We start from the raw sequence: 21145 nt of genomic DNA on the forward strand, positions 1-21145 counted from the left end.
AATTGATCATTGACCGCGCCATCGTTGCAACCAGTCCAATGCCGCTTTATTACGAGTTTTGGCCCATTGTAGCCCGGGGCTGGCGTAACATAAAGATCGAACCAACGGTGGCTGCCATCGGGGGTTTAAATCTTAACCATGGCGAGGGTACGGTTATCAAATTTCCGCAGATAGAGGGGATCGACCCCGGCTTTATTGCGCAGGTAATACGGTTTATTATCCCCTGCTTTTTTCCGGAAGAAGTATCCATTATAGCAGATATTGATATGGTGCCGCTCAGCATCAATTACTTCTCGGCCAATATCCGGCAGTATGATAATGATGACATTATCGTTTTTTCATCAGACGCCCATCCAAACGAGCTGCGATACCCAATGTGCTATATTGCAGCCAGGGGCAAATATTTTCAGCAGATAATAGGGCTCAATGGGCTTGATCTAAATACCATTATAAATTTTATAAAAGACCTGCATTCGCTTAACTTGAAATGGGATACCGATGAACTTTTTTTTGCAAAAAAGCTGCATGGGTCGCCCTTGCTAAGTAAGGTGATATTTCTTAAACGCGGTTGGAACCCCATGGCTAAAAACCGCATTGACCGTGGGCGCTGGCAGTACAACAAATGGGGGCTGGTGCGCAATAAATATATCGACGCGCATTGTGTACGTCCGCTTCACTCGCACCAAAAGGAGTTGAAGGATATTTTTGAATACGTTAACCATGGCTCAAATGGAAAGGTCTATGGACTTTACCTGCTCAAAAAGCCACTGAAAGCGTTGGTCCATCGCTTCGGCAAGCAACATTATCAGAATAAAAACCTGTTTAACATAACCGGGACGCGGAATTTGGACAGACTAAAAACCAGGATCATTTCATTTTCGCTATATGGCAATGCGGCGCGATATACCCAAAATCTTGACGAGGTTATCCGATCGTACCATAAAATATTGCCCGGTTGGAAATGCCGGGTATACGTGGGAAGTGACGTAGACGAGCCATCGGTAAAATTATTAACGGATAACGGTTGCGAATTAATAATGATGCAAGGCGCCGGTGTGGATGCCCGCTACATGTTATGGCGTTTTTTAGCTATTGAAGATAAAGATGCGGAAGCTGTCATTATCCGCGATCTGGATAGTGTTTGCACGGCCCGGGAAGGCTTGATGATTAGCCAATGGCAGGCATCGGGTAAAACGTTCCATGTCATCAGGGATCATTTAAACCACAATACGGCAATTATGGGTGGCTTATGGGGTGCAAAAAAGAATAGCATCAACATAAAGAAAAATGCCAGGGAGGTGGTTCTGACCAATAATTACGGTATAGACCAGGTATTTTTACAACAAATGATCTACCCGAAGATCAAAGATGATGTAATGATACACGACAGTTTTCCGCGGTTTCCCCATGAGGAAGCTATCATTATTCCGTTTGATGAAGATGGTGGCTTTGCAGGCGAGATATATACTGACGCTTCCGCCAACCAACGGGACAAAAACGTAGTAGCCGATTACCATAAAAGATGTTTCAGCATTAAGTAAAGCATGATCAGCCTGAGTTATATAATAGCCACCCGTAACCGTCTGCCGCTTTTAAAGATCACTTTAGAGCGCTTGCTGAATGAATTGCAGCCCGGCGAAGAGATTGTTGTGGTAGATGGCGATAGTACCGACGGTGCAAAAGAGTACCTGCAGCAATTGTTTAACGAGGGGCACATCCACCAGTTTATTTCGGAACCCGACAACAACCAGGCCCACGGCTGGAACAAAGCCATGTTGATGGCCAAAGGCACTATTATTAAAAAGATAATAGACGACGATGTGTACAATTATACGGCTATTCGCCAGTGCAAAAACTATATGCTGGCTAATCCGCAAGTTGACCTATGCATATCCAACTGCCTTACCACCAATATACTAACACCCCAAACCATTACAGAAGCTAATCGCCTGGAGCAGTATAAAAAATGGCAAAATGGAGAGGTTAAAAGCTTTACATTCAGCGATGTTTCGATGCTTATCCGCAAAAGTGCTTTAAGCTACCTGGGCTTGTTCGATACACAATTTAGCATGATGGATTGGGAATATGCGCTGCGCTGCTCGTGGTTAAGGGCCAATATCGCATACTATACCGGCTATAATTCGCTTTCGGTAGGTACACCAGGTAATGTAACCTCAAAAACCAGCGAAGCAAGGCTAAAGCGCGAGGGCAAAATAGGTATGCGGAAGTACGAATACTTTGGCGACCGGGCCGACATTTCGCTTTACTCTGAACTTAAGATAGCCGTTGGTAAAGTATTGTTCCACAAGAAATATGATCCCTACGCTGATGTCAATCAACTCAAAGCAATTAGCGATCCTGAATTAAAAGAAATATACAACAGTTTGTACCATCATCTTGAAGCTTATAACCAATCGCGCAGCGGTGATTTTATTTTATAAATGAAGAAAAAGATCCGCATCAAATTTCAAAACGGGGTTAATTACCAGATCATCATTAACCAGGTGCTGAACATTGTGCTGGACGAATTTGAGTTTGAAGAAAGCGATCAACCCGATTTCATTTTTTTCGGCCCCTACGGCAACGATGTTCCTGCCCCCGGCCCATATGTGCGTATCGGTTATTTTTGCGAGAATGTGATACCCGACCTTGATAGTTGTGAATGGGCCTTTGGCATCCCGCGTGAGCAGGAAATAAACAACCCTAAGTACAAACGGATACAATGGCATAACCTAAACCCGGAAGATCTGGTTAAAAAGAATGTGGATGCTGAGCAAATCCTGGCATCGAAGAATAAGTTTTGCAACTTCCTGTATTCGCACCGGGTGCCCTACCGCGAGGAGTTTTTCCGGCAATTATCTAAATACAAAAAAATAGACGCGCCGGGCAAAAGCATGAACAATATGCCATCGATAGATAGCCGCCCGGGCGAAGACCTGTGGACAAGCAAACACCACTTCCTGTCGCCTTATAAATTTACTATCGCTTTTGAAAACTATGTTTACCCGGGTTATCAAACCGAAAAGCTGTACGATGCCATGCTTTGCCAAAGTATCCCCATCTACTGCGGCGACCCGTTCATAGGCGATATCTTCAATACAAAAAGTTTTGTAAACACCCCCGACTATACCGACGTAAACAACACAACGCTGGTGCGCTGGTTGGAGAGAAACTCGCAATGTAATTTTGAAGATATCAGGCCCGCATTTTATAGATCGCCCCAAAACAGGGTACAGCGCAAACTGAAAGCAATTGGCAGGGAGTTAAAGATGAAGCAACAGTTCAACAAGCTTGATTTCAGTTCACTAATTGAACGGATCATCGACCTGGATACGAGTCCGGAAAAATACATAGCCATGTTGCAGCAGCCCTGGTTTAATGATAATAAGGTACCGCAAGGTATTTCGTTAAGGGAAAGATGGATAGAGATATTTTCGGGAGGGAAAGCCTGATGGATACCCCTTTAGTTTCCATAATTATCCCGCTATATAATGCCGAACAGTATATTGCTGAAGCTATACGATCAGCGCTGGATCAAACCTGGCCGAATAAAGAAATCATTATTGTCGACGATGGTTCAACAGACCGGTCAGTTGATATCATTCAAAAATTTGATAATGAAATAATTAAAATATATAAACAGCGTAATTCCGGGGCTGCCGCAGCTCGCAATTTTGGCTTAAAACAATCTGTCGGCCAGTATATCCAGTTCCTTGACGCGGATGATATCATCAGCCCTGATAAAATTGAAAGCCAAATGGCTTTAATAGGCAACAGTAACCATTACCTGGGTTTATGTGGTACCGTGCATTTCCATGATGGTACCGATCATTTATCTTACCCTTTGGAGCATGAATGGGTATCTGCCGGCACTGATGATCCTGCTGATTTCCTGATTAAGCTTTACAGCGGCAAACTCTATGGCCCTCAGTATGGCGGCATGATACAACCAAATGCCTGGCTAACCCCCAGGTTATTGATTGATAAAGCCGGCTTATGGAACCCGATGAGAAGCCCGGACGATGACGGCGAATTTTTTTGCCGGATGGTTTTGGCATCAAAAGGCATCAGGTATACACGTAAGGGCATAAACTATTACCGCAAGTTCACATCCTCTAATAGTTTGAGCGCCCAAAAACATTACGATGCCATCAAAGCGGTATGGCAATCTAACCTGCTAAAGGCCCAACATCTGCTTTCTGCCACAACCGACGAGCGGGCAAAACCAGCCATAGCCCGGCTATTTTTGGAATATGCGTTTAGCTTTTACCCGTATTATAAAAGCCTTTATAAGGAAGCGCAGGAAAATGCCTGGTTGTTAGCACCCAACATGAAGTTTAACCCCTATCATCATGGCTTAAATAAAAAAATGGCAGAAATAATAGGGTGGAAAAGCGTGAAATACATGCAGTATATAAAACATAAGTTTAAATTGTAAACCATTGCATGACCGATAAGCGTTACGTTTTAACCATAGCCACCGGCAAAAAATTGTACCTTGATATGGCAGTTACCCTGGCTCGTTCGTTCTATTTATGGCACCATGACAGCAGCATTACCTTTCAGTTGGTTACCGACCTTCCTGATGATCATATCGCGGCCGATATCAAGCCGAAGATAGAGGTGATCAATGTAAAGCCGGGCGAGTTGGGTGAAGGTTTTTCGCCCAAACTGCATTTGGATAAATTAGCCGGTAATGGCCAAACTTTATTTGTAGACAGCGACTGCATAATTTACAGTAACCTAAGCCCGGTGTTCGATAAATTTAAAGGGCACAGTGTTTCTGTAACCGGTAATTATATTTCAAACGGCGAGTGGTTTGGCGACATAGCGGCTGTTTGCCGTAGGTTTAACGTCCCCCACCTGCCTAAATTTAATGGCGGCATCTATTATTTAGAGAATGGCCCTGCGGCTGTAAAAGTGTATCAAACAGCCAGGGATCTTGAAAAACAATATGATGAAATTGGTTTCGTGCGCTTACGTAACCGCCCTAACGACGAAGTGCTGATGGCACTGGCCATGGAGTTAAACGGGCAAAAACCCATTCCTGACGATGGGAGCATTTTAGCTGAATTTGTCAATTTCAAATCGGGCATTAAATCCCGCCTGTTAAAAGGACAAGCCGAACTGTATAATAAACCCGGCCACCCTTTATACCAGCAGCAATGGCATTTAACCCGTGCACAACCGGCTATTGTGCATTATCTTGGCCACCATAATCAAAAAATCCCCTATATAAAAGAATCATTGCTGCTTAGTTATTTATTTAAAAATAAGTTACCTGTTTGGCTGGCCCGGTTGATAACGTTTTTCCGGGTAACCATCCCTTTCAAAACAGTAACGGTTCTCAAAAACATCTTTCGCCCGGTATACCATTCCTTATTTGGAGCCCGTGCCATAAAGAAATCGGAAAGGATAATTGATTAACATGGATGTAAGCATCATCATACCGGCATATAACCGTTTGTGGAGCTTGCCCAAAGCAGTAAACTCTTGCCGGGATACAGCGCTGCAAGCAGAAATTATTGTTATTGATGATGGCAGCACCGACAGTACATGGGACTGGTTACAACAGCAAAAAGATGTGATCAGCATACGCCAGGACAACGCGGGTAAAGACTGGGCTGTTAACAAAGGTTTCGCTATAGCCAGAGGCAAATACGTACGGTTTTTAGATTCGGACGATTGGCTGCTGCCCGGATCAACCAAACAGTTGTTTGACCAGGCCGAAACTTACGATTTGGATATTGTATGCGCCGGTTACCAATTGTATAGTGAAGATGAGCAAATGATCGGCGAAACCCCGTGGACCATCTGCGACGATTTCCTGGCCCAGCAATTGGGCGAGTGCGATTCATCGCATTATAGCGCCTACCTGTTTAAAAGGGATTTTATTGCCCACATTCCGCACCGGCAGGAATACGGCGCTTTAGACGACCGTAAATTTATCATAGAAACAGCCATACATCAGCCTAAAACGGGGTATATTAATACACCTGCTTTGGCGCATCGTACCCATAGCAATTTAAGGCTACAGCAACCTTCAAAATTGCAGGCTGCCGCCAACCATTTAGCTTTTTACAAGATATTTAAAACAAGCTTTGATATACTGGCGGCTAAGGGACAACTTACACAAAGGCACAAAAACGCCGCGTGTAATAATTTATGGCATCTGGCACATTGGGTAGCTAAAACAGATATTAAAACCGGACGTGAAATTCATGACTGGGTATACGAGTTGAACCCGGACTATAGGCCAGTCAACAACCTAACTATAGCGCGACTATACAAAAGTTTGGGCTTTACCCGTGCCGAAAAGTTATTACGCTTGTTGCGCCGCCCGTAAAGCACTACAGTATACATGCTACTATCTGCCAGTTAAATTGAATAAACCACTAAACATATTTTACGAAGAGCCCGATCCCGACCGCTGGTTACCCTTCGACAGGTATCCACGCAAACTGATCCGCCGTGTAGTACGGGGCAAAACCAGGCCCGGTGGCGTAATGATGGTGGCACTTAACCTGATGCAGGGTTTAGATAAATTGAGGGTCCCCTATCGCTTTAACGATTATCGCCATATTAAAAAGCATCCCGAAGAAACGGCATGTATTATCGGCAAACCGCATGTACTGTTTGAACATGAGTGGAAAAACCCGATAGTTTTTGGGGCGGGCGTATTCCCTCACCCCTCGCTTCAGCCTGATCTGTTAGAGCGTTTCCCGAACATCAAAAAAATACTGGTACCCGGGCCATGGATGAAGGAAATGTTTGAGCCGTTTTATGGCGATATAGTTGCCGGCTGGCCAACTGGCATCGATACAGATAAATGGTCGCCGGTAAGTCCTGTTGTCGAAAAAAAGTGCGATTTTCTGATCTACGATAAGATATTTTGGGAAAGGGATAAATATGTGCCGGAGCTTTTAGAACCGGTTATAGCGACATTAGAGGCAGGTAAGCTTAGTTATCAAATATTACGTTACGGTTATTACAATCCCCCTGATCTTAAAAACGCGCTCGACCAATGTAAGGCCGCCATCTTTTTATCAGCAAGCGAAACACAAGGCTTTGCTTATCAGCAAATGCTGTCGGCTAATGTGCCGGTGCTGGCCTGGGACCGTGGCGGTTATTGGCAGGATCCATCCTACTACCCGGTCATTAAATTTGGGCCGGTGAGTTCGGTACCCTACTGGGACGAACGCTGCGGGCTAAAGTTTGACGGCATAAATAATTTCGAAACGCAACTTGGCGCTTTTGTAGAAGGCATTGCCAATAATAAGTTTAGTCCGCGCCATTATATACTTGAAAATCTTACGCTTGAGAAATGTGCTGGTGAATACCTCCGTATTGTTGCGAGAGTTGAACAAAGCTAAATTTTTAGCTCTTTAAGTACTATTCATTAAAAAACATCAGTGAAGATACTACTCATTATGGATCCGGGTATATCGGTACCCCCTAAATTTTATGGCGGGCACGAGCGGTTGGTTTATCTCTTTGCTGAAGAGTATACACGAATGGGCCATGAAGTAACGTTGCTTGCCGGGCCCGATTCGTATTGCAGTGGGCGCACGGTAACATTTGGCATTAATTCGCTTCAGCGCCCGAAAACACAAAAATGGAGGGAAACATTCTTTGCATGGAAATATCTGCTTAAAAACCACCGCGCTTTTGATGTGGTCCATAACTTTGGCCGGCTGGTTTATTTATTACCGGTATTAAATGCCAAAGTTGCGAAGATCATGACCTATGGCCGCCGGGTTTCCGCCCGCAATATCCGCTACATCAATAGGTTACCCAGCAAAAACATGGTGTTTACAGCCTGTAGCAACTATTGTGTAAGTACAGGTAATGTAGCGGGCAGATGGGAAACCGTTTATAATACCATCAACTTTAACGATTACCAGCTTGTACAGGAAGTACCCGGCGATGCCCCTTTGATGTTTTTAGGAAGACTGGACAAAATAAAAGGCGTACACTTAGCTATACAAGCCGCTAAAGCAAGCGGACAGCAGTTAATTATAGCCGGCAATGTATCGCACACAGCCGATAATTACCAATATTATAAAACAGAAATTGAGCCCCATATTGATGGCGAGCGCGTAAAATATGTGGGCGAATTGAACGATACCGATAAAAACACCTACCTGGGAAAGGCTAAAGCTCTATTATTTCCTATCCAATGGGACGAACCATTCGGGATGGTAATGATAGAAGCCATGGCTTGCGGCACACCGGTAATAGCCTTTAACCGCGGATCGGTACCTGAGGTGATAACGGATAATGTGAATGGTTTTATTGTGAACGATGTACAGGAAATGACTGCTGCCATCTCCAAAATATCCGGCATCGATAGAAATAAATGCCGCGCATCTGCCTATGATCGTTTTAACCTGCCGCTTATCGCAAAAAATTATCTTAACCTTGTAAATGAGCCTAAAACTTAAAATAGGCCAGTTTATCTCGGGCGTTATCGATAAACTGATACGCCTGAACATTAAACTGGTTTCATTCCTGCCCAATGGCCGCTTTATGGTGCTCGATTTAAAAAGGGCCGGCATATATCCCCAAACTATTTTTGACGTAGGCGCCAACGTAGGTCAAACCGGGCTATACTATAGCAACCATTTCCCAAATGCTACAGTTTATTGCTTTGAACCTGTGGCAGATACTTATGCCGAAATGGTAAAGAACACCCAAAAACCGCAGATCATCTGCATACATAAAGCACTGGGCAGTACTAAAGGTGAAGCCAAAATCTATAAGTCCACTACGTATAGCGGTATCGCGTCGCTTAACGGGCAAGGTAACGAAAGCTTCTCGCAGGTAGAAACCATCAGTGTAGATGCAGGCCTAAACATCTGTAATGAATATAAGATCGACATCATCGACCTGCTGAAAATTGACGTAGAAGGTTTTGAAATTGAAGCGTTGAGTGGCTTCGGCACAATGTTGACCGATAGGGTAAAGCTGATCTATATAGAAGTGGGTTTCGACCCTGCCGATGCTTGTAAAACGCATATGTCGGATATATTGAATTACCTGCACCCGCATGGCTTTATCGTCTCCGGTATTTACGATTCCTATCGCTTAGGCAAGGGAAAACTCAAACTAAACCATGCTGATCTGTTGCTTGTAAACACCAATCTGATTGAAGTATAAAGTATTACTTGTTAGTGCCGGGCAACCATCATTAAACCCTCGCCTGGTTAAGGAGGCAGATACCCTTGCAGATAATGGTTATGATGTTACTGTTATTTACGCCTATTGGAATGCCTGGGGTACACAATTGGACGATGACCTGATCCCATCAAAAAAATGGACGGCCCTTCGCGCCGGCGGCGACCCGATACATAGGCCAGGAACTTATTTTTTAAGCCGGATCTTGTTTAAGCTGGCAAACGCGTTTACGCGCATAACCGGTTTAATGTCGTTTGCACCGGCAGCGATTTCCCGGAGCAGTATTTTTCTTCAATATGAAGCGGCAAGGCACAAAGCCGATATTTATATTGGTCATAACCTTGGGGCTTTGCCTGCTGTTGTGAAGGCAGCCAAAAAATATGGCAAGCCATGTGGATTCGATGCGGAGGATTTTCACCGGAACGAGGTAACCGATGACAGCAGGAGCTTAGATGCACGAATGAAAACCGCGATAGAAGATAAGTATATCCCGCAATTAAATTATCTCAGTGTAAGCAGTCCGTTGATTGGCAATGTATACCAGCAGCTTTATCCGCAAATTAAGCAACAAGTATTACTGAACGCTTTCCCTAAAAACAGGTTTATCAAAGCGGATGAAACCAGTACCGGGATTTTAAAGCTATTTTGGTTTTCACAAACGGTTGGCCCAAACCGGGGTATAGAACAGATTATCAATGCATTGCAGTACTTAAAGGATAATGCTTTTGAATTGCATTTACTGGGTGATGCCGATGCAACCATCCGCGATGCTTTTACGAGTAGAATACATGGCGCCAAAAGCATCGTGCATTTTTATCCACCCATACCGCCTGATGATATTTTTAAATTCGCTTCGCAATTTGATATCGGGATAGCTTCGGAAAATCACACACCACTTAATCGTGATATTTGCCTCACCAATAAAATATTTACTTATGTGCAAGCTGGGTTACCCGTTCTGGCCAGTAATACCACAGCACAATTGCATTTTATGCAGCAATATGCTGTAGCGGGGAAAACATATAACAGCAATGGGATAGGGTCTATAGCCGAAGCCTTATCATATTATCAAAACAACCCGGAAGCGTTAATAAAGGATAAGCGGCATAATTACGTTTTAGGTCAATCTGAATTGAACTGGGATACAGAAGAGCAGCAATTTTTATCGCTTGTTAATCAAACCATATGATGTTGAATAAAAAGGTACTGATCATTTCGCCGTACTTCCCTCCTGTTAACGCGGCTGATATGCAGCGTGTGCGGATGAGTTTACCTTATTTTAAGGATTTTGGCTGGGATGCGGAAGTAGTAACTGTTGACGAGAGTTATGTGGATATGGTTAAGGACAACTTACTTTTGCAAAGTATACCGAAAGATATCAGGATACATAAGGTAAAAGCATTAGATAAGTCATGGACGTCAAAAATTGGCCTGGGCAGCATTGCACTGCGGTCTTTGCTATATTACAAACAAACGGTAAACGCCCTTTTAAAAAGAGGCAGTTACAACCTGATCTATTTTTCAACTACGCAATTCCCGGTTTGTATTTTAGGGGCATACTGGAAACGCCGATACGGCATCTCTTACGTGATAGATATGCAGGACCCCTGGCATTCCGACTACTACCGCGATAAGCCCAAAAGCCAGCGCCCGCCAAAATATTGGTTCTCGTATCGTTTAAACAAGTACCTGGAGCCAATCGCTATAAAAAAAGCCGGGGGATTGATCAGTGTATCGCAGGCTTATATCGATGTATTAAAAAAACGTTATCCGGCTATAAAAAATATCCCCGCGGAAACCATCACCTTTGGCCTGTTTGAACCTGATCTGGAAATAGCCATCAAAAACAGTGAAGCCTTCCCTTCAGTGCTAAATTATGGTTACTTCAATATCGTTTATGTAGGCCGTGGTGGCGCTGATATGCATAAGGCTATCGCCCCATTGTTCAGCGCATTTAAAAACGGACTGCAAACAGACAAGGAATTATTTAACAAAATAAAATTTCATTTTATAGGTACCAGTTACGCCCCGACAGGTAGCGGAACACCTACCATTGCACCCTTAGCTGCCGAATACGGTATTGAAGACCACGTAATTGAAATTACCGACAGGATTAGTTATTACCACAGCCTTGCCATATTGCAAAAGGCAGATGCTTTGTTCGTGCCGGGATCCGACGATCCGCAGTATTCGGCATCAAAGATCTATCCTTGCCTGTTGATGAAAAAGCCCTTGTTAACGGTGTTGCACCCGCATAGTAATGTGGTTAATATGCTAAAAACCTGTGTGGAGAACGCGCTGGTATTTACCTTCGAAACGCCGGCTTTAGAAACGGTTATACAATATACCCTAACACAGTGGGCTAATAGCAAGGCCGATGCGGTAGTATTAAACAACAACGCCGATGCTTATACCGCCAAAAACCTAACCGGTAAACAGGTTGAATTATTTAACCAGGTTTTAAAACGATAGATTGAAAAGGCTCGCCATCATAACTACCCACCCTATTCAATATTACGCGCCGGTTTTTAAATTGCTGACCGAACGCGGGAATATTGGTATAAAAGTATTTTACACCTGGGGCGACAACTCAATGGCCAAACACGATCCGGGTTTCGGCAAAAATGTAACCTGGGATATACCGCTACTGGACGGATATGAGTATGAATGGGTTAAAAACACTTCGGCAGAACCTGGCTCGCATCATTCGAAAGGGATCATCAATCCCGATCTGATTGAACGTATAGATAATTACCAGCCATTGGCCATACTGGTTTTTGGGTGGAACTATAACAGCCATTTAAAAGCTATCCGCCATTTTAAAAACAAGCTGCCGGTTTATTTCCGTGGTGATTCTACCTTGCTCGATGATACCGGCTGGCTGAAAAGTATCCTGAAATTGTTATACCTAAAATGGGTTTACAAACATGTAGGTCACGCGTTTTATGTGGGCACAAACAACCGGGCCTATTTCAAAAAATATGGTTTAAAGGACAACCAGTTATCCTTTGCCCCGCACGCTATTGATAACGAGCGTTTTTCTGTTCCACATCAGCATGAAGCAAATACCATGCGCCACGAATTAGGTGTTGGTGAACATGATGTATTGATACTTTTTGCCGGAAAACTGGAAGAAAAAAAGTCGCCACAATTACTTTTAAAGGCATTCCTATCCGTCAATGCGGCTCATACGCACTTGCTTTTTGTAGGAAGCGGGCGTCTTAAAGAGGATCTGGTATCTGAAGCCCATGGAAATACTAACGTTCATTTCCGGGATTTTAAAAACCAGAGTGTGATGCCTGTAGTATACCAGGCATGCGATATTTTCTGCCTGCCATCCAAAGGCCCGGGCGAAACCTGGGGGCTGGCCGTTAACGAGGCGATGGCCTGCGGCAAGGCAGTGCTGGTATCCAACAAGTGTGGATGCGCGGCTGACCTGGTAAGCAAAAACAACGGGGCTATCTTTAGCAGTGAAAATATTAATGAGCTAACAGCAAGTCTAAAAGAGTTGTTCCACTCAAAAGACAGGTTAAAAAAAATGGGCGAAGCATCCGCCCTATTGATAAAATCGTGGAGTTTTGCGCATATTGCCGGTGCAATTGAACATAAACTATTAAATGAGTAAGGGGATATCATACGAGCGGCTTATTGCATTGTACCTGCCATGGGGCCTGGCCATTGCATTAAAGGGCGACCCATCCTTATCCTATATCGTTGCCTGGTTAGGTTCGTTTTATATATTCGCGCTTACGCTTTCGGGCTGGGTGAAACCCCTGCCTACCGACCTATCTTTTGGCGAACAACTGATGCGACCGATCATCCTGGTGCACATTATTTTTGCCGGGTACATGGCCTGCACATCTATATTTTATTTTTTCAACTTATTAGGATACGAGAACTTTGAGAAGATAAGTACTTTTTTCGTAGTCGATCAGAATAAATTACTGACACTGGCACAATGCCAGCGCTATTATTGCCTCGGGCATGCGGCCTTTGTTTCGGGCATACTTGTTTTCATGCATTATCCGGAAAAACAAAAATTCACATTCGACCAGGAGCGCACCGCATCCCTGTTATTTTATACAGCTATAATGAGTTTTCCGGCTTACATGGTGTTTAACAGAGTTCCGGGCCTATCACAATTCTCTAACCAGTTCAGCACCTTGAGCTTTATCGCCGGCACACTTGCACTGGCCTTTGCCATTCCCGAAAAAAAAATATGGAATACGGTGATTTGCCTGGTACTCTATTTCTCAAATTTTTATACCGCGCTTACATCCGGGTTTAAAGAACCTATCATCATCAGTGTGATGGTATTGGGCATATTTTTATACCCCAATTATAAAAAGGTGGTGCTTGCTACCTTTATCCCTTTGCTGCTTATCTTGTTTTTGCTGTTACCTACCTATGCCAGCATATTTAGGGAAAACGCGTGGAGCGGCGATGTTTCCGGCGATGCGGCCTCTCAGCTGGCTTTAGACGCTGTGTTAAACAACGGTACCGATGACGATGTATCCGATACTAACTGGTCGTTTGCCGTGTACCGCCTTAGCGAGGTAGATATGTTTACCGGCTTTGTAGAATCGACACCAGACAAAGTTGATTATTATGAATTTGATATTATAAAACAGGCGGCAACGGTTATTATTCCGCGCATTGTATGGCCGGGTAAACCAAGCACCGAAGACCTGGTAATGGAACGTGTATATGCATCGGGAGTAATACGCCGCGGGTCCCGGGTTTCGGCCAAGCCTGCTTATATTGTTGATGCTTATCTTTCGTACGGGCAAATAGGCATATTTGCAGGTCTGTTTTTTTATGGGATGCTTGCGCAACTGATCTCGCAAAAAGCTGAGCAATTATTTGGTGGTTACCTGTTAGGTACAGCGCTTATTTTTTCGGGATTGTTCCAGATATTTTGGAGGGGCCTTAGCTTCGAGTTTATTTTTAACACTATTTTCTGGAGTTATATTACCATGCACCTGATCCATTTCGTGCTCAAATCAAAAAATATATTACGACCGGCTTGAGAATACTGCAAATAAATGCCTCGTATAAACCCGCTTATATTTACGGCGGGCCGACCATGTCGGTATCAAAACTGAGCGAGCATTTAGTGCATTCGGGCTGCGAGGTACAGGTTTTCACTACAACGGCAAATGGGGCGACTGAATTACCTGTTCATCAAAACACACCAATTGAAGTTGACGGGGTACCTGTTTATTACTTTAAACGGATAACTAAAGATCACAGTCACTTTTCTCCCTCGTTATTAAAAGCCGTATGGAAACAGGTTAGGCGTTTTGATGTAGTGCATATCCACGCGTGGTGGAATACCGTATCGGTACTATCGGCCCTGGTGGCTATAATGCGGGGAGTACCGGTAATTATATCGCCCAGGGGCACTTTAAGCGGGTATTCTTTCAATAATAAAAACAGTTTTTTTAAAAGCTGTATCCATCATTTATTGGGTAAACACCTTTTGCACCGCAGTTATATACACGCTACCTCAGCGTACGAAAAAAATAATCTGCAGCAGATCATTACTGCTAAACAGATAATGACTATTCCTAATTTTATTGAGTTGCCCGAAATAGCCGCAAAAACAGGCGATTTTGCAGAACCGCTAAAGTTGCTCTTTTTCTCACGGATAGAAGAAAAAAAAGGCCTCGATATCTTATTAAATGCTTTGGTTGATGTTATCATCCCCTGGCATTTAACCATTGCCGGTACCGGTGATCCATTGTATATAGCACGTTTAAAACAGTTGGCTGTTCAAAATGGCATAAAAGCCAACATTAGCTGGATAGGGTTTCAAAACGAAAACAAGTTTGATATTATTGCCGAACATCACCTGATGGTATTACCTTCGTACGATGAGAATTTTGGTAACGTGGTGATCGAAAGCCTTAGCGTTGGGACTGCCGTATTAATAAGCCGGCAAGTTGGGTTGGCCGGTTACGTTACCGAAAACAATTTGGGCTGGATTTGCGATACAAACGCGCCTTCAATTGCCGATGCGATAAATAATATGGATACAGATCGGTTAATCGGGATCAGTAATAGGGCACCCGGTATTATCAGGCGCGATTTTAATGAAGCGGTTTTAACACAACAATATATCAATATGTATCAACAAGTTACTACACAACATGGCTGATTACCACGAATACGGCTATACCGACCAGGGCGCCACACACGTGTTTAGCTACATACAGGCGCCGTTATTAACTATGCTCGATAAAGGGGTTAATACTTGCATACTTGATTTGGGTTGTGGTAACGGTTATTTGGCTAATTATTTGTTAACGCAGGGATTTAATGTATATGGCACCGATGCATCGGCACAGGGTATTGCCATTGCGGCCAAAACCAACCCCGACAGGTTTTTTTTACAGGATCTTTCAACCGGAGAATTACCCGCTGCATTACAATCATTAAAATTTGATACCATTATATCAACCGAAGTAATTGAACATTTGTACGATCCGGAAGCTTTTATCAACTTTTGTAAAAGTTGCTTAAAGGCAAACGGGCAAATCATTATCTCTACCCCGTATCATGGCTATTTAAAGAACCTGGTACTGGCGCTTTTTAACAAATGGGATACGCATGCTAACCCGCTGTGGCTGGGTGGCCATATTAAACTTTGGTCGGCAAGTACGCTTAGTAAATTGTTAACTAATGCCGGATTTGAAGTAATTACCTTTAAAGGTTGCGGCAGGATACCTTATCTGTGGAAATCGATGATAATTAAGGCACGTTTAAAGTGAATAAGGCATTTTCATTTATCATATTAACCTATAACGAGGATGTGCATCTGCCCCGCCTTTTGGCATCGGTTGCTGATTTGAATGCGCCAATATTTGTATTAGATAGCGGCAGTACCGATAGAACAGTTGAAATAGCCCAAAGCTATGGTGCCGAAGTTGTACAACATCCGTTTGAAAATCATCCCAAACAGTGGCACTATGCGTTAACAAACTTTAGTATAAATACCCCATGGATTATTTGCCTGGATGCCGACCAAATAGTTAGCCCGGAGTTAAAAGACCTGCTCATCGATTTCGATCCCGAAAAATATGCTGATGTTAACGGTATCTATTTTAATCGTAAAAACTATTTTAAAGGCAGGTGGATAAAGCATGGCGGGTACTATCCTTTTTATATGCTCAAGATGTTCCGTTATGGTGTTGGTTTTTCCGATCTGAACGAGAATATGGATCATCGCTTTATTGCCCCGGGTAAAACGGTGATATGGAAGAAGGGGCTCATCACCGAAGAAAACCTTAAAGAGAATAACATCAGTTTTTGGATAGCCAAGCACAACCGCTACAGCGATCTGCTGGCGCAGGAAGAAGTAGAGCGGATAAAGGATCTGCGACAGCAAACTATCCAGCCACATTTTTGGGGCAGCCCGTACGAGCGTACCGCATGGTTGAAAAGGTTATGGTGGAATACGCCACGCTATGTAAGGCCATTCTTATATTTCTTTCACCGCTTTATTTTTAAATTAGGGTTTCTTGACGGACGGACGGGCAGCATATTTCATTTTATGCAGGCGTTTTGGTTCAGGATGGTAGTTGATATTAAAATAGATGAAATATTGAAGCAGGAACGTAATGATACAAAAGCCCGGCAATAAGGAACCTGTAAAGTTTATCATCACATTTATTGTGCTGTTTTTGCTATTTTATTATTTCAACATCTTTTATTTCGCCATCACCCTACCAAATAGCAGGCACTACAACGCTTTTTTAGCTACCCATTTCGATTATATTAATGGCTTACGCTGGGTGCTTATTAAATCGAGCGCGGGCATCCTGAAGTTGTTTGGCTACGTAGTGGTAAGCAACAAATACGAGTTATTGGTTGCCGGCCGGGGGATGATACAGGTGGTTTATACCTGCCTGGGTTTGGGTGTCCTCAGCTTTTTCGCAGCGTTTGTTATCGCCTATCCCAAACAGATGAAGGCCAGGCTTACCTTCCTTTTCGCGGGCATTTTCTGCATCGAATTTTTGAATGTGATACGCCTGGCCTTGCTTGCGCTGTATTGGAACAGGCAAAAAAACAAGATCATAGACCATCATACCCTCTTTAATATCTTTATTTACATTGTTATTGCCATAACCTTGTATTATTGGGTTACCGCAAAGAAAAACAATCCACATGGCGCAAACTGACCTTTCATTATATCGAAACCCTGAGTACGATCCCGGCGGTAACGCTTTTAAACGATTGCTATGGTTTTATATCAACGCGCTGATATTTAAAACCAGCATATTGCCCATAAATGGGCTTAAGATTTTACTACTGCGTATGTTTGGCGCGCATATAGCAAAAGGCGTGGTGATAAAACCATGTGTAAATATTAAGTACCCCTGGAATTTAAGTATTGGCGAAAATACCTGGATAGGCGAAAATGTATGGATAGATAGCCTGGTGATGGTGAGCATAGGTGCCAATGCCTGCTTATCGCAAGGCGCGATAATTTTAACAGGCAGCCATAACTATAAGAGAAAAACGTTCGACCTGATCACCAACCCGGTTACGCTTGAAGATGGCGCATGGATAGGTGCCGGCGCTATTGTAAACCAGGGCATCACCATACACTCGCACGCTGTGCTCACAACAGGTTCGGTAGCCAATAAAAATATGGATGCCTATGGTATTTACCAGGGCAACCCGGCGGTAAAGATCCGCGTACGGGAAATAGAATAAAGACACTAAATGCTTTCCGAAAAAAAGATCACTCAACTAATTTTAGCCGCTACCGCTTTATTCACTGTTATTATGGGTGCGCTCATCTTTGTACATCCTCCCGCCCTATATCCCGATCCGGGATGGGGGTTTAAGGTAATGCGCAGCATGCAAGCGGGAAGCCCGTTTAATACCCTTATCAGTCCCGATCATGAAGACATTGCGCAAAACGGTTCCGTCTTTTTATCGTGGTGGTCGCCAGGGCAATATCTTGTCCCTTACTTTTTTATTTCCGTTTTCAAATTAAAAATGGGGCCGGCTGTTGCTTTAACAATAAGCTTATGTTCATTATGCGGATTAGCAGGCCTAAACACCTTTTTTAAAAAGATCGGCTTCCCCCCGTTAATATCAGCCGTCAGCATCGCCTTTATTGCCAGCCAGCAGATCTACCTTATCCCCTTTATTTTTTATAATGGTGGCGAGGTTATCCTTTTCGCTTTCACGGGCTGGTTCTTATATGGCTGCTGCTATTTTACCAGGGTCAGCTGGCAATTAATGATTTTCGTATTACTGTCGGGTGTTGTCGGTTTCTTTTGTAAATCGGCTTTTTTATGGATCTACTTAGCAGGCCTGGCTTATTTATGGATACGCTTATCCACGGGAAGTAAAATTGTTTCCTGGTTGATAAATGGCATCAGTATTGGGGTACCTGCCGTGCTATCTTTGGCCACCATCTACCTGGGTTACCTCTCAAAAGGCGATAATCCGGCAGCTAATGTAAACGGAATTAAATGGGCCTGGGAAACGTTTTGCTTTCCGCTGGCATCCCCCCTGCTTACGGCTTTGCCTATCGATGATTTTAGCAATGGCATTATCAATTACCCCGTAGGCATCACTATTGTATTGGCATTGCTAAGTGTAGCTTTAATTGTATATCTCTGTAAAACCACCCCCAACAGCAGTTACACGTTGTTAGTGCTAATACTCTATGGCGTTGCCGTATTGTTTTACAGTATTAATTTTTTAAGGCAGGCCAATATCTCGTACGAAGCAAGGCATATGCGTATCATCGGGCTGGTCATTACCCCTGGCATTATTTACGCTTTAAGCAAAATAAACAGAGTGTACTGGCTATTATTCGCCCTGATATGGCTATACATTATTAAGGTTAATTACACGTTTTTATCTACCGGGTACGAAAGAAATGTCAGTTCATCCGGCCATGGCAGTACGGGGCTAGCTCAGGTGTTTATCGATCAGCCAACACTTAACTACCTTAGCGCGCTTGATGCAGCACAACGCAACGCCATTTTTGTATTCATCACTCCCGATGCTGGGCTGGAGATCAACCACAACCGCGTGATCACTTACCCTGAAATAGACGATAACCTGCAACCCCAAAACGATTTCGACAAATACGCTGGTCACAAAGGGCCATTGTATATCGTTCTGCCAAAATCGTACGTAGGCACCAAGGCATCCATGTATTTTAAAAATTTCCCTGGCTACAGCAATTTTGAGTTGGCACAGCCCGGGAAAAACTACGTTATATATTCGGCTAAGTAAACAGCACCGATCTTAAACAAAAAAACGCTCCGATTAATGGAGCGTTTTTTTATTTAGATATTTTTCGGGGATTACGAAACATGGAATGGAGCAACCAAATTTAGCACCTGAGCCATAGTTAGTGGCTCGTCAAAAGCCTCAACAGCCGCTGATAATGAAATGGTAGAATTTGCAGAGACACCCGGCAATTTGGTAATATCAACAGCAGGACTACCTTGCATTGTGTTATTTTCTGATGCATAATTGCCATCAACAGTGCTGATGCCGGTATCGTTGGCTACGTTACCGGTCCCTAATGATATCCAGGGTTTTGTTGCGCTTGCTCCGCTAATGGTAGTACGGCGCAAATAACGTATGGCCGAGGCGTGGCGCGCCTCTACCGAGTGGATATTCAGGGCTGCTGTTAAATAGGTTTGGTCTTTCAGCAACACACCAGCCTGTCCCTTATAAGCACGTACCCCGGTATCTTCAAGCACCTGCGCTACAGCAAGAAAGGTTGCATAATTAGTAAAAACCGTTGCAAACGCCCCTCCGGCAGTAAAATCATAACTACTATCGGCAGGTTGCGCTACTGCATTAGTGCCTAAAGCAGTTTTTAGGAAGTTCACGTGCGATACCTCATGCGCGGCAATCGGCGCTAAAATATTCGTACGATCTGACGTGGGTACAACCAACGAGGCTTGCGCTAAACCGGTGCGGTAGAACGCCGCTTCAAAGTATTCCAGTTTTAAGGCAAAGTTTAATGTGGCCAATACCGCCGATGATGGTACTTGTCCATAAGCCTTTTTAAGCAACTCACTAAAGGCAAAGGGCAAAGCGGCTACCGCTACTTTGCTACCGAAACTGGTCATGTTTTTTATCGCGTCTCGGCGCGGGCTGATGCGGTCCTGAAACTCTGGATCAGCTTTTTCAATATCTTCGAATAATTCAAATAAATTCATGGCAATGTTGATTAAGGGACGTAATTGAATGAAGCAGCGCTAACTTTGGTTTTAAGATAGGTGTTGGCAATGGGCAATACCTGCGCGATGCTTTGGGCCTTGTCCATACCATTGCCATCTAAAATCATATTGTTGGCAAAGCTACCGTAACTAACCAGGTTGCGGATATATGAGGCATGGCGCGCCTCTACCGAAACGATCTTACCGGCCAATAGCAAATAATCCGGGCTTTGTATCAGGTAGCCTGCGCCATTATAGGCGCTAACCCCTGTATCTTCAAAAGCCTGGGCCGCTGCAAGCACCTGGGTACGATTACTGAAATTAATACTGCTAAAATCGGGGGTCAAACTGCCGATAGCGTTTGAACCTAAAGCTGCTTTGAAGAATTCGCGATGCGCTACTTCGTGGTCCCTGATGTCAGTTAACAAGGCTGTCTCAGTAGGCGTAATCCCGCTGTACGGCGTTAATGCAACCTGGATATAAAAGGCCGCCTCTAATTGCTCAAGCGCGTAGGCATAATTTAAAATGCCGGTATCGCCCGAACCTACATCAACTGTGTTAAAAATGTTATCGTGGTGTTTGTGGCACGATGACATGGCCAGTACACCTGTCGCGGCAACTGCCCCTGCACCTGCATAGCGCAAAAACGACCGGCGAGCCATGTTTACGTTAGTTCCTGTGTCAAATAATGTTTTCATAAGGTATTGTTTTTTCGTTTATTATATTTACCCTAAAAAACGAACAACGGTTTTCGTTTTAAG

At 43.8% G+C, this 21145-nt stretch carries 21 protein-coding genes; 19 read left to right on the forward strand and 2 right to left on the reverse strand.

Features of this window, described 5'->3' with window-relative positions:
- The first annotated feature begins 2 nt into the window (after positions 1-2).
- Genes HQ865_RS11955 through HQ865_RS12045 form a run of 19 tightly spaced genes read left to right on the forward strand, consistent with a single transcriptional unit; the run spans position 3 to position 19443 of the window.
- Positions 3-1541: a hypothetical protein gene (locus HQ865_RS11955; RefSeq protein ID WP_173415114.1), complete on the forward strand. Its 1539-nt coding sequence runs from the start codon at positions 3-5 to the stop codon at positions 1539-1541.
- A 3-nt stretch (positions 1542-1544) separates the two neighbouring features.
- Positions 1545-2441 (forward strand): glycosyltransferase, encoded by an 897-nt coding sequence (locus HQ865_RS11960; RefSeq protein ID WP_173415115.1) that lies wholly within the window; start codon positions 1545-1547, stop codon positions 2439-2441.
- Complete coding sequence (locus HQ865_RS11965) at positions 2442-3452, forward strand: glycosyltransferase family 10 domain-containing protein (protein ID WP_173415116.1); 1011 nt, start codon at positions 2442-2444, stop codon at positions 3450-3452.
- The gene (locus tag HQ865_RS11970) at positions 3419-4438 is read left to right on the forward strand and encodes a glycosyltransferase (protein WP_173415117.1); all 1020 of its coding nucleotides are present in this window, start codon (positions 3419-3421) and stop codon (positions 4436-4438) included. The genes HQ865_RS11965 and HQ865_RS11970 overlap by 34 nt, the downstream gene beginning before the upstream one ends.
- 8 nt (positions 4439-4446) lie before the next feature.
- Entirely contained in the window at positions 4447-5427 is a 981-nt protein-coding gene (locus tag HQ865_RS11975) for a hypothetical protein (protein ID WP_173415118.1), read from the forward strand.
- 1 nt (position 5428) lies between these two features.
- Positions 5429-6346 carry a glycosyltransferase family 2 protein gene (locus tag HQ865_RS11980; protein ID WP_173415119.1) on the forward strand — a complete coding sequence of 306 codons (918 nt, stop codon included), beginning with the start codon at positions 5429-5431 and terminating at the stop codon, positions 6344-6346.
- Between the two features lie 37 nt (positions 6347-6383).
- Positions 6384-7373 carry a glycosyltransferase gene (locus HQ865_RS11985; RefSeq protein WP_173415120.1) on the forward strand — a complete coding sequence of 330 codons (990 nt, stop codon included), beginning with the start codon at positions 6384-6386 and terminating at the stop codon, positions 7371-7373.
- A gap of 39 nt (positions 7374-7412) precedes the next feature.
- A complete protein-coding gene (locus tag HQ865_RS11990; protein WP_173415121.1) occupies positions 7413-8444 on the forward strand; it encodes a glycosyltransferase family 4 protein in 1032 nt (343 codons plus the stop codon).
- Positions 8428-9159, forward strand: a complete 732-nt coding sequence (locus HQ865_RS11995; protein ID WP_173415122.1) for an FkbM family methyltransferase — start codon at positions 8428-8430, stop codon at positions 9157-9159. The genes HQ865_RS11990 and HQ865_RS11995 overlap by 17 nt, the downstream gene beginning before the upstream one ends.
- A complete protein-coding gene (locus HQ865_RS12000) occupies positions 9149-10366 on the forward strand; it encodes a glycosyltransferase family protein (protein WP_173415123.1) in 1218 nt (405 codons plus the stop codon). Before HQ865_RS11995 ends, HQ865_RS12000 begins: the two co-directional genes overlap by 11 nt.
- Positions 10363-11649: a glycosyltransferase family protein gene (locus HQ865_RS12005; RefSeq protein ID WP_173415124.1), complete on the forward strand. Its 1287-nt coding sequence runs from the start codon at positions 10363-10365 to the stop codon at positions 11647-11649. Before HQ865_RS12000 ends, HQ865_RS12005 begins: the two co-directional genes overlap by 4 nt.
- A 1-nt stretch (position 11650) precedes the next feature.
- Positions 11651-12802 (forward strand): glycosyltransferase family 4 protein, encoded by a 1152-nt coding sequence (locus HQ865_RS12010; RefSeq protein WP_173415125.1) that lies wholly within the window; start codon positions 11651-11653, stop codon positions 12800-12802.
- Positions 12795-14207 (forward strand): exosortase Y-associated Wzy-like protein, encoded by a 1413-nt coding sequence (locus HQ865_RS12015; RefSeq protein WP_173415126.1) that lies wholly within the window; start codon positions 12795-12797, stop codon positions 14205-14207. The genes HQ865_RS12010 and HQ865_RS12015 overlap by 8 nt, the downstream gene beginning before the upstream one ends.
- Positions 14204-15337 (forward strand): XrtY-associated glycosyltransferase XYAG1, encoded by a 1134-nt coding sequence (locus tag HQ865_RS12020; RefSeq protein WP_173415127.1) that lies wholly within the window; start codon positions 14204-14206, stop codon positions 15335-15337. Before HQ865_RS12015 ends, HQ865_RS12020 begins: the two co-directional genes overlap by 4 nt.
- Positions 15330-15950 carry a class I SAM-dependent methyltransferase gene (locus HQ865_RS12025; RefSeq protein WP_173415128.1) on the forward strand — a complete coding sequence of 207 codons (621 nt, stop codon included), beginning with the start codon at positions 15330-15332 and terminating at the stop codon, positions 15948-15950. Before HQ865_RS12020 ends, HQ865_RS12025 begins: the two co-directional genes overlap by 8 nt.
- Complete coding sequence (locus HQ865_RS12030; RefSeq protein WP_173415129.1) at positions 15947-16822, forward strand: glycosyltransferase family 2 protein; 876 nt, start codon at positions 15947-15949, stop codon at positions 16820-16822. Before HQ865_RS12025 ends, HQ865_RS12030 begins: the two co-directional genes overlap by 4 nt.
- Positions 16800-17360 (forward strand): exosortase Y, encoded by a 561-nt coding sequence (xrtY, locus tag HQ865_RS12035; protein ID WP_173415130.1) that lies wholly within the window; start codon positions 16800-16802, stop codon positions 17358-17360. The genes HQ865_RS12030 and xrtY overlap by 23 nt, the downstream gene beginning before the upstream one ends.
- Positions 17347-17898, forward strand: a complete 552-nt coding sequence (locus HQ865_RS12040; protein ID WP_173415131.1) for a WcaF family extracellular polysaccharide biosynthesis acetyltransferase — start codon at positions 17347-17349, stop codon at positions 17896-17898. Before xrtY ends, HQ865_RS12040 begins: the two co-directional genes overlap by 14 nt.
- A gap of 9 nt (positions 17899-17907) precedes the next feature.
- The gene (locus tag HQ865_RS12045) at positions 17908-19443 is read left to right on the forward strand and encodes a hypothetical protein (protein WP_173415132.1); all 1536 of its coding nucleotides are present in this window, start codon (positions 17908-17910) and stop codon (positions 19441-19443) included.
- 71 nt (positions 19444-19514) lie between these two features.
- On the opposite strand, the gene HQ865_RS12050 is transcribed toward HQ865_RS12045, so the two are convergent.
- A complete protein-coding gene (locus tag HQ865_RS12050) occupies positions 19515-20384 on the reverse strand; it encodes a ferritin-like domain-containing protein (protein ID WP_173415133.1) in 870 nt (289 codons plus the stop codon).
- An 11-nt stretch (positions 20385-20395) separates the two neighbouring features.
- Positions 20396-21082, reverse strand: coding sequence for a ferritin-like domain-containing protein (locus HQ865_RS12055; protein ID WP_173415134.1), 687 nt, complete (start codon positions 21080-21082; stop codon positions 20396-20398).
- Positions 21083-21145: the final 63 nt, after the last annotated feature.

The sequence above is a fragment of the Mucilaginibacter mali genome, assembly GCF_013283875.1.
Lineage (GTDB): Bacteria > Bacteroidota > Bacteroidia > Sphingobacteriales > Sphingobacteriaceae > Mucilaginibacter > Mucilaginibacter mali.